This window comes from Streptomyces sp. NPDC005281 (assembly GCF_040607495.1).
In the GTDB taxonomy this organism is placed as follows: domain Bacteria; phylum Actinomycetota; class Actinomycetes; order Streptomycetales; family Streptomycetaceae; genus Streptomyces.
This window is the reverse complement of record NZ_JBEXGX010000001.1, coordinates 36530-50328: the sequence shown is the minus strand read 5'-3', so window position 1 is coordinate 50328 and position 13799 is coordinate 36530. Positions and strand designations below refer to the sequence as shown.

The 13799-nt window shown below is 72.4% G+C and carries 12 protein-coding genes; 9 read left to right on the top strand and 3 right to left on the bottom strand.

The window, feature by feature from the left end:
- The first annotated feature begins 16 nt into the window (after window positions 1-16).
- Both ABZV42_RS00200 and ABZV42_RS00195 read left to right on the top strand, forming a co-directional pair.
- A complete protein-coding gene (locus ABZV42_RS00200; RefSeq protein WP_356050696.1) occupies window positions 17-1195 on the top strand; it encodes a dipeptidase in 1179 nt (392 codons plus the stop codon).
- Between the two features lie 527 nt (window positions 1196-1722).
- The gene (locus ABZV42_RS00195) at window positions 1723-2901 is read left to right on the top strand and encodes a dipeptidase (RefSeq protein ID WP_355989888.1); all 1179 of its coding nucleotides are present in this window, start codon (window positions 1723-1725) and stop codon (window positions 2899-2901) included.
- 16 nt (window positions 2902-2917) lie between these two features.
- Here the strand turns inward: ABZV42_RS00195 and ABZV42_RS00190 are convergent, their stop codons facing one another.
- A complete protein-coding gene (locus tag ABZV42_RS00190; RefSeq protein ID WP_356050535.1) occupies window positions 2918-3280 on the bottom strand; it encodes a VOC family protein in 363 nt (120 codons plus the stop codon).
- A 104-nt stretch (window positions 3281-3384) separates the two neighbouring features.
- Between ABZV42_RS00190 and ABZV42_RS00185 the strand changes: the two genes are divergently transcribed.
- Window positions 3385-3939 carry a CGNR zinc finger domain-containing protein gene (locus ABZV42_RS00185; protein WP_355989883.1) on the top strand — a complete coding sequence of 185 codons (555 nt, stop codon included), beginning with the start codon at window positions 3385-3387 and terminating at the stop codon, window positions 3937-3939.
- Window positions 3940-4162: 223 nt separating this feature from the next.
- On the opposite strand, the gene ABZV42_RS00180 is transcribed toward ABZV42_RS00185, so the two are convergent.
- Entirely contained in the window at window positions 4163-5506 is a 1344-nt protein-coding gene (locus ABZV42_RS00180; protein WP_355989880.1) for a UDP-glucose/GDP-mannose dehydrogenase family protein, read from the bottom strand.
- Between the two features lie 191 nt (window positions 5507-5697).
- Between ABZV42_RS00180 and ABZV42_RS00175 the strand changes: the two genes are divergently transcribed.
- The 6 genes from ABZV42_RS00175 (at window position 5698) to ABZV42_RS00150 (ending at window position 12369) form a co-directional block, all read left to right on the top strand.
- Window positions 5698-6855, top strand: a complete 1158-nt coding sequence (locus ABZV42_RS00175; RefSeq protein ID WP_355989878.1) for an acyl-CoA dehydrogenase — start codon at window positions 5698-5700, stop codon at window positions 6853-6855.
- Window positions 6856-7310: 455 nt separating this feature from the next.
- Window positions 7311-8858 (top strand): methyl-accepting chemotaxis protein, encoded by a 1548-nt coding sequence (locus ABZV42_RS00170; RefSeq protein ID WP_356050534.1) that lies wholly within the window; start codon window positions 7311-7313, stop codon window positions 8856-8858.
- Complete coding sequence (locus tag ABZV42_RS00165) at window positions 8855-9358, top strand: hypothetical protein (protein ID WP_355989874.1); 504 nt, start codon at window positions 8855-8857, stop codon at window positions 9356-9358. The genes ABZV42_RS00170 and ABZV42_RS00165 overlap by 4 nt, the downstream gene beginning before the upstream one ends.
- 17 nt (window positions 9359-9375) lie before the next feature.
- Entirely contained in the window at window positions 9376-10041 is a 666-nt protein-coding gene (locus ABZV42_RS00160) for a VWA domain-containing protein (RefSeq protein WP_355989871.1), read from the top strand.
- Window positions 10042-10051: 10 nt separating this feature from the next.
- Window positions 10052-11425, top strand: coding sequence for a PP2C family serine/threonine-protein phosphatase (locus ABZV42_RS00155; protein ID WP_356050533.1), 1374 nt, complete (start codon window positions 10052-10054; stop codon window positions 11423-11425).
- A complete protein-coding gene (locus tag ABZV42_RS00150) occupies window positions 11422-12369 on the top strand; it encodes a hypothetical protein (RefSeq protein WP_356050532.1) in 948 nt (315 codons plus the stop codon). The genes ABZV42_RS00155 and ABZV42_RS00150 overlap by 4 nt, the downstream gene beginning before the upstream one ends.
- 99 nt (window positions 12370-12468) lie before the next feature.
- Here the strand turns inward: ABZV42_RS00150 and ABZV42_RS00145 are convergent, their stop codons facing one another.
- The gene (locus ABZV42_RS00145; RefSeq protein WP_355989862.1) at window positions 12469-13782 is read right to left on the bottom strand and encodes an LCP family protein; all 1314 of its coding nucleotides are present in this window, start codon (window positions 13780-13782) and stop codon (window positions 12469-12471) included.
- Between the last annotated feature and the right edge of the window lie 17 nt (window positions 13783-13799).

Here is a 13799-nt window from a genome sequence, read left to right as displayed (position 1 = left end):
GATGACCTCCTCCTCCCTGCCCTCGATCGACCGTGCCCGGGCTCTGCTGGACGAGTTCCCCGTCGTGGACGGGCACAACGACCTCCCGTACGCCCTGCGGGAACAGGTCCGCTACGACCTCGGCGCCCGTGACATCGCCGTCGACCAGAGCGCCCATCTGCACACGGACCTGGCCCGGCTGCGCGCGGGCGGCGTCGGCGCCCAGTACTGGTCGGTGTACGTCCGCTCGGACCTGCCGGGCGCCCTCACCGCGACGCTGGAACAGATCGACTGCGTACGGCAGTTGATCGACCGCTACCCGGCGGACCTGCGGGCCGCGCTGACCGCCGCCGACATGGAGGCGGCCCGTGCCGAGGGCCGTATCGCCTCCCTCATGGGCGCGGAGGGCGGTCACTCGATCGACAACTCCCTCGCCGCCCTGCGGGGGTTGTACGCGCTCGGCGTGCGCTACATGACCCTCACCCACAACGACAACATCGCGTGGGCGGACTCCGCGACGGACTCTCCCGTGGTGGGCGGCCTGTCGTCCTTCGGCCGCGAGGTCGTACGGGAGATGAACCGCGAGGGCATGCTCGTGGACCTCTCGCACGTGGCCGCGACGACCATGCGCGACGCGCTCGACACCTCCGTCGCGCCGGTGATCTTCTCCCACTCCTCGGCCCGCGCCGTGTGCGACCACCCGCGCAACATCCCGGACGACGTGCTGGAGCGGCTGTCCGTCAACGGGGGAGTGGCGATGGTGACGTTCGTGCCGAAGTTCGTCCTCCAGGCGGCGGTCGAGTGGACGGCCGCGGCCGACGAGAACATGCGCGCCAACGGTTTCCACCACCTCGACACCACCGCCGAGGGCATGAAGGTCCACCGTGCCTTCGAGGAGGACAACCCGCGCCCCGTCGCCACGGTGTCGACGGTCGCCGACCACCTCGACCACATGCGCGAGGTCGCCGGCATCGACCACCTCGGTATCGGCGGTGACTACGACGGCACGGCGTTCACCCCGGCCGGACTCGACGACGTCTCCGGCTATCCGAACCTGATCGCCGAACTCCTCGACCGCGGCTGGTCGTCCACGGACGTGGCCAAGCTGACCTGGAAGAACTCGGTGCGCGTGCTGGGCGCGGCGGAGGACGTGGCCCGCGACCTCCAGTCCCGGCGGGCGCCGTCGAACGCGACGCTGGAACAGCTGGACGGCTGAGGACCCGGCCCACGCCGCTCACGGAGCCTCGGCTCCGCGTCCCCCGAAGGCGCCCGAGCCCACCGCCCGGGCGCCTTCGGCGTATGCAGGACTCGCCCGCGCGGGTCTCTTCGGCACGCGTCGGAGGCCGACCGCCGCGGCACTTTCGGCGCGCGTCGGCGGCCGACCTCCGCGACACTTTCGGTGCGCGTCGGGGGTCGACCGTTGCGGCTTTTTCGGCGCGCGTCCGGGGGCGACCGCTGCGGAATCTTCGGAATGTGTCCGGGGTTCGGGGGCCGACCGCTGCGGGGTCTTCGGAATGTGTCCGGGGCTCCGGGGCCGAGCGCCGGCGCACCTTCGGAATCGGCCGGGGCTCCGGGGACGACCGCTCGGGGGCTTTTCGCGAGTGTCCCGGACGACCCGCTCCGGTGCCTAGGCCGCGCGTCCGGGCTCGCTCCCCCGAACGCCGCACCCACCAGGAAGCACCACGACCCCCGTGCCACGGTGGCGGTACCGCGATCACCGCTGCTCACACCCCGGAGCCCGTCATGGCAGACCTCCAGGACGAACTGCACACCACCGCCGAGGTGGGAGAGCTCGAAGCGTCCGCTGCCTGGACCGACGCCGGCGCGCTGCTCTCCGGAACCCGCCTCGGAGGCGACCCCCGTGTCCTCGCCGGCTCCGGCTCGCCCGACCTCGCCCCGGTGACGGGCAACGGCCCCGACCCGCTGGCACGGGCTCGTGCCTTCCTGGCCGGCAACCCCGTCGCCGACGGCTACAGCGGGCTGCCGTGGGCGCTGCGCCATCTGCCCTGGTTCGATCTGGAGCTGGGCGAGAGCGCCGTGGACACGGATCTGCCGCGACTGCGCGAGGGGCACGTGGGCGCCCTGTTCTGGTCGCTGCACCTGCCGAAGGGTCTCGCCGCGGACCGGGCCGTCGGCGCCACCCTGGAGCAGTTCGACCTGGTCAAGACGGTGATCCAGGCACACCCCGAGGGCCTTCGGATGGCACGCGGCGCGGGTGAGGTCGCCGACGCCCGCAACTGCGGCCGGGTCGCCGTCGTCCTCGGCCCCGCCGGAGCGGCCGCGCTCGGCGACTCGCTCGGCATCCTGCGCGCCCTGCACGCGCTCGGCCTGCGCGTCCTCACCCTCACCGGCGCCTCATGGGCCGGCGAGACGGGTCTGACCCGGTTCGGCGAGGAGGTGCTGCGCGAGATGAACCGGCTCGGTGTCCTCGCCGACCTCTCCGGCTCCTCGGACGCCACCCTCGCCCGTGTCCTCGCCGCCTCCAAGGCCCCGGTCCTGTTCACCCGCTCGGCCGCCCGCGCGCTGCGCCCCCACCCGTCGAACCTCTCCGACGAGGTCCTGGTCGAACTGGGTGCCGCCAAGGGCCTGTGCATGGTCCCGCTGACCGCCGAGCAGACCGGCCCGTCCGTCCGCGACGTCGCCGATCACCTCGACCACGTCCGTACGCTCGCCGGGGCGGAATGCGTCGGCCTCTCGGGCACGTACGACTCCGGGACCGCCCACCCGCAGGACCTCGCCGACGCCTCCTGCTATCCGCATCTGATCGCGGAGCTCATCACCCGCGGCTGGTCCGCGTCCGACCTCGCCCTGCTCACCTGGGGCAATGTCCAGCGCGTCCTGCGCGGCGCGGACTTCACCGCCCGCGCCGCGCAGCAACGCCGGCAGCCGTCCTCCGCGAGGATCGCCGACCTGGACGGCTGACCGCCGGCGGGCGCGTTCAGCAGGCGCAGAGGCAGAACGGGTGCCCGGCCGGGTCGGCGTACACCCGGAACGAGCGCGACGACCTGTCCTCGGTGTCCAGCGGGGTCGCGCCGAGTTCCAGCACGCCCTTCTCCGCCACGTCCAGGTCCTCGACGGCCAGGTCCAGGTGGAACTGCTGCGAGCCGTCGGGCGAGGGCCAGCGCGGCGGCACGTACCCGGGAGCGGCCTGGAACGCCAGCTTGCGGCCGCCGGGCACGTCCAGGTCGATCCAGTCGGTCTCCTCCGTGATGGTGCCGCCCAGCACCCCCGCGTAGAACTCGGCCAGCGCGCGCGGGTCGGGACAGTCCAGGACGACGACGTCCAGTTTGGCGAGAGCCATGACTTCCTCCGTGGGATCTCCGGCAACACCGATGCGTTACCTGCAAACCGCTCTTAGGAGTAACGGTTACTGCATGCTCCCGCATTGGAGGTAACGTCGCAAGCATGAATGACCGAGCGCCCGCACCCGGCGGCCTGACCCTGGTCCAGGCCCTGGTGAACACCCTGGACATCGAGTCGGGCGCCGACTCCCTGGACACGCCCGAGGGCCTGGCCCGCTTCGGACTGGCGGCGGGCGAGGCGGAGGGGGCGCGTGAGCTGCGCGAGTCGCTGCGGGCGGTGTGCCTGGCGCACGCGGGTCATCCGGCGCACCGGGAGGTGACCCCGCTCGGGCTGCTTCTCGCCCGCGCGCCCCTGCGGGTGACGCTGGACGAGGACGGTGGCGCCGCCCGGCTGGTCCCCGCCGTCGACGGGACCTCCCCGGTCGCCGCCTCGGCCGCACCGGCGGCTTCCACGGCCCCCCTGGCCCCCCTGGCCTTCCGGGTCGCCGCCGCGATCGCCGAGTCCCTGATCGAGGGCACCTGGCCGCGACTGAAGGCCTGCGAGGCCCCGACCTGCCATTGGGCGTACTACGACCGATCGCCCGCGGGCCGTGGCCGCTGGTGCTCGATGTCGGTGTGCGGGGCGCGCGCCAAGATGCGCCGCTACCGCGCCAAGTAGCCCCCTGGAAGCGGTAGATCCTGCGGGCGAGGGCACCCGGAGCCGGACGGAGTCCGGTGGTCTCCGGCCATCGCACAGCGAAGTGGTGCAGAATGCAACCGGCGCCGGTCCGGCCGACTGAGCCTCGGCCGGACCGGCGTCACCCGCCGCGGTCCGGGCCGGCGCCCCGCCGGCGCCGGGGCCAGGGAGCGGCCTCCCGGACGGCGCCCGCCGGTGAGAGGGCTCAGGCGGTGGGGCGGCCCATCGCCCGGTACGTCCAGCCGGCCCGGCGCCACGTCTCCGGGTCCAGCGCGTTGCGCCCGTCCAGCAGCACCCGGGACGTGACCGCCTCGCCCAGCACCGCCGCGTCCAGCTCGCGGAACTCGCGCCACTCCGTCAGGTGCAGGACGACATCGGCCCCCCGTACGGCCTCCGCGGCGGAGTCGGCGTACCCGAGCGTCGGGAAGAGCCGCTTGGCGTTCGCCATGCCCTTCGGGTCGTAGACCGTGACCTGACCGCCCTGGAGGTGGATCTGCCCGGCGACGTTCAGGGCCGGCGAGTCACGTACGTCGTCCGAGTCCGGCTTGAAGGTCGCGCCGAGCACGGCGACCCGCTTGCCGAGGAAGGAACCGCCCCCGAGCGCGTCGCGGGCCATCTCCACCATCTGTCCGCGGCGCCGCATGTTGATGGAGTCGATCTCGCGCAGGAAGGTCAGCGCCTGGTCGGCGCCCAGCTCACCCGCGCGAGCCATGAAGGCGCGGATGTCCTTGGGCAGACAGCCGCCGCCGAAGCCGATCCCGGCCCGCAGGAACTTCTTCCCGATCCGGTCGTCGTGGCCTATGGCCTCGGCCAGCTTGGCGACATCGCCGCCGGCGGCCTCGCAGACCTCGGCCATCGCGTTGATGAAGGAGATCTTGGTGGCGAGGAAGGAGTTCGCGGACGTCTTCACCAGCTCGGCGGTCGGGAAGTCGGTCACGACGAAGGGCGTGCCCTCGGAGACCGGCGTCACATAGACCTCGCGCAGCAGCTTCTCGGAGCGCTCGCCGCGCACGCCGACCACGATCCGGTCGGGGTGCAGCGTGTCGTTCACGGCGAAGCCCTCGCGCAGGAACTCCGGGTTCCAGGCCAGCTCCGCGTCCTCGCCCGCGGGCGCGAGCTCGGCCAGCCTGGCGGCCAGCCGCTCCGCCGAGCCGACCGGCACGGTGGATTTGCCCACGACGAGGGCGGGACCGTGCAGATGCGGCGCCAGAGCCTCGAAGGCCGCGTCGACGTACGACATGTCACAGGCGTACTCGCCGTGCTTCTGGGGTGTGTTCACGCAGACGAAGTGCACGTCGCCGAAGGCGCCGACCTCGGCCCAGTCCATGGTGAAGCGGAGCCGGCCCGTGGAGCCCTCGATCCCGGCCACGTGCTTGCGCAGCAGCTCTTCGAGACCGGGCTCGAACATCGGGACCTCGCCCCGCTGGAGCATCTCGATCTTCTCAGGCACGACATCGAGCCCGAGGACCTCGAAGCCGAGCTCGGCCATGGCCGCGGCGTGGGTGGCGCCGAGGTAGCCGGTGCCGATCACGGTGATCTTGAGGGCCATGGGTGCTCCTGAGGTGTGCGGCGCGTAGGTGCGCGCCTGAGCATAGTCGGGGCTTCCGGGAGCGCTTTCACGGGCGGTTTTCCCCCTGTCGCCAAGGTCACGTATCCGTCCCGCGGGCAAGCGCTTTAAAATTGTGTTACTTAACGGTAGTTAGCGTCGCCAGCACAGCATCCCTTGGAGCGTGAGAGACCTTGGCCGGATCGGCTGATTTCGACCTGTACCGCCCGTCCGAGGAGCACGACATGCTCCGGGACGCGATCCGTTCGCTGGCCGAGGCGAAAATCGCGCCGTTCGCGGCCGCGGTGGACGAGGAAGCCCGCTTCCCGCAAGAGGCCCTGGACGCCCTGGTCGCGAACGACCTGCACGCCGTGCACGTCCCCGAGGAGTACGGCGGCGCCGGCGCCGACGCCCTCGCCACGGTCATCGTGATCGAGGAGGTGGCCCGCGTCTGCGTGTCCTCCTCCCTGATCCCCGCCGTGAACAAGCTGGGCTCGCTGCCGGTGATCCTCTCCGGCTCCGAGGACCTGAAGAAGAGGTACCTGGACCCGCTCGCCAAGGGCGACGGAATGTTCTCGTACTGCCTCTCCGAGCCGGACGCCGGTTCGGACGCGGCCGGTATGAAGACGAAGGCCGTCCGCGACGGCGACTTCTGGGTGCTGAACGGCGTCAAGCGCTGGATCACCAACGCGGGCGTCTCCGAGTACTACACGGTGATGGCGGTGACCGACCCGACGAAGCGCTCCAAGGGCATCAGCGCGTTCGTCGTGGAGAAGTCCGACGAGGGCGTCTCCTTCGGCGCCCCGGAGCGCAAGCTCGGCATCAAGGGCAGCCCGACCCGCGAGGTCTACCTCGACAACGTTCGCATCCCCGCCGACCGCATGATCGGCGAGGAGGGCACCGGCTTCGCGACCGCCATGAAGACCCTGGACCACACCCGCATCACCATCGCGGCCCAGGCTCTCGGTGTCGCCCAGGGCGCCCTCGACTACGCCAAGGGCTACGTCCAGGAGCGCAAGCAGTTCGGCAAGCCGATCGCCGACTTCCAGGGCATCCAGTTCATGCTCGCCGACATGGCCATGAAGATCGAGGCCGCCCGCCAGCTCACGTACGCGGCCGCCGCCAAGTCGGAGCGCGGCGACAAGGACCTCACCTTCATGGGCGCCGCCGCCAAGTGCTTCGCCTCGGACGTCGCCATGGAGGTCACCACGGACGCCGTCCAGCTCCTCGGCGGCTACGGCTACACCCGCGACTACCCGGTCGAGCGCATGATGCGCGACGCGAAGATCACCCAGATCTACGAGGGCACGAACCAGGTTCAGCGGATCGTGATGGCGCGGAACCTGCCGTAGTACGACGCAGTACGACGCCCGCGGGCAGAGGTGAGAGGCACCCTGGGTGCCTCTCACCTTTCGCGTTCCCGGCGGTCGGTCCTTTCGCGTACGGACCCACGTGAGCCCGAATCCGTAGGCGCTGTCCATCTGCTCCTGACCGGGCGCCGCGGGGTGCCGGTGAGCCGGCGCACCTCGCGGCCGAACCGTGAGGACCCTCTCCGCGGGCCCGGCCGGGGCGATGGCGCAGCCGGAAGAGCTCGCGCCGCTCCAGGTACATCCGGACCTGCCGCCGTCGGGGAGAGCGGTAGGTGTCACGAGTTCATGCGCGGAGCGTGTCCGCTGGAGTACTCTCTGTGCCTTCGGTCGCGCGTCTGGTGCGCGTGAACCGGCGGGGGCCCGGCGGCACGTGACACGGGTGGGGATCCATGGCCGCCCCGGCACGCCCTCGCGTCCGTCGTGTTGTGGGGGTGGGCATGCCGTCAGGCGCCCTGATGGACCGTCATGTGATTGCGCAGAGCATCGAGCGGCTCGCGGAGCGGCCGGCGCTCGGAACCCGGAAGGAAGAACTGACCGCGCTCGCGGCGGCGTTGCGCGACCAGGATGTCACCGGTCTCGACCCGTGGTCCGAACTCGATCTCCTCGCTTCGTACGCCCGCCCCGAGAGCCTTCGGGCGGCAGACGTCCGGGGCGGCGAGCATCCGCTCTGGTCCTACGCCGAGGGAGTCCTGGGCGCGCTGGTCTTCGTACCGCTGATGCTCACCTGGTACGGGCTGACGCGGGCGTCGAGCGCGTACGGGGCGCTGACCGGCGCGGACCCGGGGGCCGCCGCCCGGCCCTTCCTCCAGCTGTGGCAGTCCGGTTTCGAGGGGCACCTCACCGGCGCCTTCACGTTCGGCCATGTGGCGATGAGCGCCACCGTCGCCATCGCGCTGCTCTTCGTACTGGTGCTGGTGCACGGCCTGCGGCGGTCCGCCGTCGCCCGCCGGGAGGAGGCCGCCGACCGCGGCTCCGAGGAGCTGATGGCGGCGCTCGTCCCGGCGCTGACCCGCGCCCAGCTCGTTCTGAACGGACAGCGCTCGAGTTCCCCGCAGCGCTTCGCGGCCGAACTCACCGAGGCCGCCGCGACGCTCAGGCGGCTGGGCGACAAGGCGGTCCGGGTCCAGAAGGACCTGACGTCGGCGGCCTCGGTCGTCGGCGACGCGGTCGGGAGCGCCGAACGCAGGCTGGCCGGGGTCGACACCTCCGTCAAGCCGCTGGAGGTCGCGGTGGGCCGGGTCGAGGCCGCCGTCAGCGACGGCGGAGAGCGGCTCCGCAAGGCGCTCGACGAGGTCCGCGACGCCGGCGGCGAGGTGCGGCTCGCGGTGCAGGGCGCCGGTGACCGGGTCGAGGACTCCGTCACCGTGCTGGCCGCCTCCCAGCGGGCCTACGCGACCGGCATCGAGGTGACGTCGGACATCTCGGCCCAACTCCTCGGCCGGTTCGGCGAGGTGGCGGAGGGCACGGCCCGCGCGGTCGAGGAGTCCCAGCACACGGTACGTGAACTGAACACCCAGAGCGCCGCGTTGATGGCTGTCGCCGACGAATTCGGCCGCCTGGTGACCGAGTTGCGCGCGGACCGGCGGGCACATGCCGGCCTGACGGACCAGGTGGGCCAGGCGGCTCAGACGGACCGGGCCGGGTCGGCGGGCGGCCCCGTCCACGGGCACAGCCGTTCCGCCGACGCGGGCCATGCTCCCTCCGTCGACGCGGGGCACGCTCCCGCGGACCGGACCGACGTTCCCGGCGCCCGGTTCGGTTCACCGGTGGAGCAGGCCGACGATCCCGCCGACCGGTTCGACGCTCCCGGGGACATGCGCGACAACCCTGTCGACCAGCCCGGTGCTCCCGCTGACCGGCCCGGTGCTCCCGCCGACCGCTTCGGGCCTCCCGTCGATGGGGCCGGCCGCGGCGGTCCCCGGCCGAAGGACCCTCGGCGTGAGCCTCCGCAGCTGCCTCCCGCGTCCCTGACCGAGGCCCGATGAGGCGGGGTGACCGGGGCGAGGTGAAGCGCGGGGGAAGGTTCCAGCCGCTGCACATGGCGGGCTGGCTGTTCGCGGACATGCTGCTCGTCCTCGCCCTGGTGGCGATGGGGGACCAGGGCGACCCGCAGGCCGCCGACAAGCGTTCCGCCTCCTCGTCCTCCGCCACGGCCGCCGGGAGGAAGTCCCGGCACACCGGCCCGCGGGCGGTGGTCCGCACACCGGTCAAGGTTGCTGTCGACGCGCCCGCCGGCGACGACGCGGGCATCGTGCGGGCACTGCGCGCCGCGACGGCGCACTACCGGGGCCGGCAGGCCGCCTTCGTGCTGACCTTCGGACGTCACACCGACCCGGGCGCCGGAGGCCGGTACGCCCACGAGGTCAACGCCCTGCTGGAGAAGGCCCGTCCGGACATGTTCCGCGCCGCCACCACCCGCGACTTCTGGAAAGGCGGAGCCTCCCCGGGCCACGCCGACATCGAGATCTACTTCTACACGTACTGACCCGGAGGTACGAGACCTTGCAGATCCTGCCCTTCTACCTGCTCTGCGACGAGTCCGGGTCGATGATCGGCGAGCCGATCGACGCCATCAACGGCGCGCTCCCTGACCTGCATCACGAGATCAGCACCAACCCGACCGTCGCCGACAAGACACGCTTCTGCCTGATCGGCTTCTCCGGCACCGCCACCGTGCTGCAACCGCTCGTCGACCTCAGTGACATCGACTCCGTCCCCGCGCTCGCCGCAGGCGGACTCACCTCGTACGGCGACGCGTTCCGCACCCTGCTGCGCTGCGTCGAGGCCGATGTGGCGGCGCTGAAGGCGGAGGGCCACGAGGTGTACCGGCCCGTGGTCTTCTTCCTCTCCGACGGCATTCCCACCGACCCGGACTGGGACCAGGCGTACAAGGAGATCACCCAGTCGCGGTTCTGCCCGAAGATCATCGCCTTCGGCATCGGTGAGGCGCAGGAGTCGACGATCGCCCAGGTCGCGAACTTCCGGGCGTTCATGCAGAAGGACTCCTCGGTGTCGCCGGCCCAGGCGCTGCGCGAGTTCGCCTCCAGCCTCACCCGGTCGATCGTCCGCTCCGCCGGGAGCATCGGCGCCGACGGCGGCAACGGATTCACGCTGGCTGTGGACGACACCGTGCCCGGCTTCTCCATCGTCTCTCTCGACAAGCTGTGAGGTCGCACCGATGGGGAACGACATGAACGCCGCCGGACCGTCCCGGACGGACCCGTACCAGCCCGACGGCCCGTACCAGCCCGACGACCTGCACAGGACCGACCTCCGCGGGACCGACCTGCGCAAGCCCGAAGCGCGGGAGCCGGACGGGAGCCGGCCGGACACGAGACAGCCGGACCCGGGGCACCCCGAAGACCGCCGACACGACGTGTGGCGAACCGAGTTGAGCTGGCCGGACGCGCGGGAGCCCGACCCGCTGGACGCGACCTGGCAGAGCGTCGACCAGTTCTTCAACGACCAGCCCGAACCCGACACCCCCGTCGCCGCGGCCGGCCCGTCCGCCGCACCGCACCCACCCCTGTCCTACGGGCGGGTCCCACAGCCTTCACCCTCGTCCCCGGCGTCCCCCTCGTCCGGGCCGACGTTCTCCCGGACCGGCCTCGCGTCCGAGGAGCCGGTCGCGCGGATCGGCGCCGTCCCGGTGCTCGGGGCGCCGCGCCACTCCGGCCCCAAGCCGCCGCTGTACGCCGCGGAACCCCGGGAGCTCCCCTCGGTCCGGGAGGACCCGACCGCGGCGCTGACGCCCGACATGGTGGTGGACGGCGCCGGCTACGGAGCCCTGACGGTGCGGGCGGCGTCGGTACGCGGCGACTCGCACCGCTACCAGGGCGAGCCGCGCCAGGACTCCCTGGCCGTGGTGCGCCTCGGGGCACCCGGCCCGGACGGGCTGCTGCTGCTCGCCGTGGCGGACGGAGTGGGATCGGCGGCCCGCTCGCACATCGGCTCCCAGGAGGCCTGCCGGCTCGCCGCGATGGAGCTGGACGGCGTGTCCGCGGAACTCTCGGAAGCCCTGCGCGCGGGCGACCGGCCGGGGTTCGCGGCACTGGCGGACACCGCCGTGGGCCGGGTGGCGACCCTGCTCGCGCACCGCGCCCGCGAACACGGCGACGACCCCGCCGCGTACGCCACCACCCTGCGCGCCCTGCTCGTCCCGCTCGACCCCCGCGTGCGCGTCCGCGGCTTCCTGGCCGTCGGCGACGGCGGCACCGCGCTGCTGCGCGCCGGGGAGTGGAACCTCTCCCTCACGGACCCCGAGCACGAAGGCGACGGAATGATCGACACCCGTACCGCCGCGCTGCCGCACGGCCACCGCGCCCGCGCCCTGCTCCTCGCCCCGGCCCTGCCGGGCGACGTCCTCGTGCTGTGCACGGACGGTCTGTCCACGCCGCTCGCCGGGGACGCGGGAATGCGGGACTTCCTGGCGTCCGGATGGGGGCGGGAGTCCGCCCCGGCCCCGGCCGACTTCCTGTGGCAGGTGCAGTACCGGGTGAAGTCGTACGACGACGACCGCACCGCCGTCGTCCTGTGGGAGGCCGGGCCGTGAGCGCCGACGACGGCGCCGACGTGGCGCTCGGCTCGCTCACCCTCGGCGCCCGCGTCGGCGACGGCGGCCAGGGGGAGGTGCACGACCTCGTCGGCCCCGGCCGGCTGCTGTACAAGAGCTATCGCGAGCCGGGGAAGGCCGACGGCACGGAACTGGCGGCGCTCGTGGCCCTGCGGCAGGGGCTCACCGCGGCCGACCGCGAGCGCCTTGACCGGGAGACGGCGTGGCCACTGTGCCGGGTCATGGACGGCGGCAGGGCGACCGGCTTCCTGATGCGCCGGGCGCCGGACGCCATGACCTGGCAGACCTTGCGCGGCGAGGCCCGGCTGACCGACCTGTCCTATCTGCTCCGGCCGCCGAGGCCGGCCTGGCAGGGCGTCGCGCAGCCGTCGACCGCCGAGCGGTTCGCGCTGGTCGTCGCCGTCCTCGGGCTCTTCCGATGGCTGCACACCCTCGGACTGGTCGTCGGTGACGTGTCCCACGCGAACGTGCTGTGGACCGTCCGGCCCGCACCGGCCCCGTATCTCCTGGACTGCGACGGCGTACGCATGGCCGGGCGGCCCCCGGTCCTGGAACAGGCGGACACCCCCGACTGGCACGACCCCCTGGCTGCCGCCGGCACCGCCACGGTGGACAGCGACCGTTACAAGGCGGCCCTGTTGGTGGGCCGTGTCGTGAGCCAGGACGCGTACGTGACACCCGGCAAGCCGCTGCGGCCGCTGTCCGGTGTGCTCGACGACCGGCGGGCCGACGCCGTCCGGGGCCTCTGGGAGGAGGCGTCGGGCCCCCGTGGCACCCGCCCGCACCTGGCCCAGTGGTGCGCCGCTCTGGCGGGCCGGGACACCATCCGCCTCATGGCCGCGGAACCGGCCCCGAGGCCCGTCGTCGACCGCTCGAAGTTCGACGGCCCCCGTACCCGGGGCCGCATCACCCTACGCAACTGACCCACCGCCACCGTGAGTCACGGTGGCGGTGGGTCAGTGGGGCGGCGGGCCGCCGGCCTCGGGTGAGGCCCGGCCCGCCGGACAGCGGGCGGGGACGGGTCAGTTGCCCGACACCGTGACCTTCTCGTCGTTCTTGAGCTCGTTCACCAGCGTCTTCATCTTCGTCTTGTCCCAGACGAGGTTGCCGCCGACGGAACCGGAGATCGGCATGTTCATGGACTTGCCGTCGCCGCTGGTGACGCCCTTCATGGCCCAGAACATGTCGCCCAGGTCCCACAGGCTCATGTCCTTGTCGACGACCAGGGAGTCGAGGCCGGCGCCCATCGTCGGGTAGAGCTTGAAGGGGTTCAGGACCGTCGAGGGGGTCGCGACCTGGTGGGCCAGGGCGGACAGGAACTTCTGCTGGTTCTTCGTCCGCTGAAGGTCCGAGGCGGCGAAGGCGTGCCGGGTGCGGACGAAGGCGAGGGCCTGCTCGCCGTTCAGCGTCTGCTTGCCCGCCTTGAAGTCGGCGCCGGAGTACTTGTCCTTGAAGCCCTGGTCGAGGGTCATGTCGACACCGCCGACCGCGTCGACGATGCCCGCGAACCCGGCGAAGCCGATCTCCACGTAGTGGTCGATGTGCAGGCCGGTGTTGTACTCGATGGTCCTGACCAGGAGCGTCGGGCCGTCGAAGGCGTAGGCGGCGTTCAGCTTGTTCTGGCCGAGCGGGCCCTTGATCTTGCCGGACTCGGAGCCCTGGAACTTCGGGATCGTGACGTTCGAGTCACGCGGCAGCGACAGCAGCGTGGAGCCGTTGCTGCCGGTGTGCAGGATCATCATCGAGTCCGTGCGCTTGCCCTCGGCGGAGCCGGTGTGCAGCTTCTTCTTGTCCGCGGCGGTCAGGCCGGCGCGGCTGTCGGAGCCGACGATCAGATAGTTGGTGCCCTGGCCGGTCTCCGGCCTGTCTATGACCTTGGAGAGATCCACGTCACGGTGGAGCTTGGAGTCCGCCCAGAAGTACGTGCCGACGGAGACCACGACCAGCGCGGTGACCAGCGTGATCGCGGTCCACTTGATCCGGCGCCGCCAGTTCGGCGCGGGGCGCCGCGGGTACGCGCCGCCGTCGCTGGGGCCCTGCGGACCGCCGGGCCCGTCGGGGCTGCCGTACACCTGCCCGGAGCTGTAGCCGGAGTCGTACCCGTTGTCGTAGCCCTGGCCCTCGTCGTAGCCCTGACCGTCGACGTACGAGGGCTGCCGGGGCACCCCGGCGCCGTACGGCGGCGCGCCCTGGCCCGGAGCGGGTGCGGCCGGTCCACGGCGGACCTGGCGCATGACGCGGGCGCTCTCAGGCTGTGCGCCTGCGCTGCCGCGTCCGTAGCGGTTGCCGCCGCCGTTGCGGTTGTCGTCGGACCATCCCTCGGGCCAATCGTTCATGCGGACCAGTGTGCAGC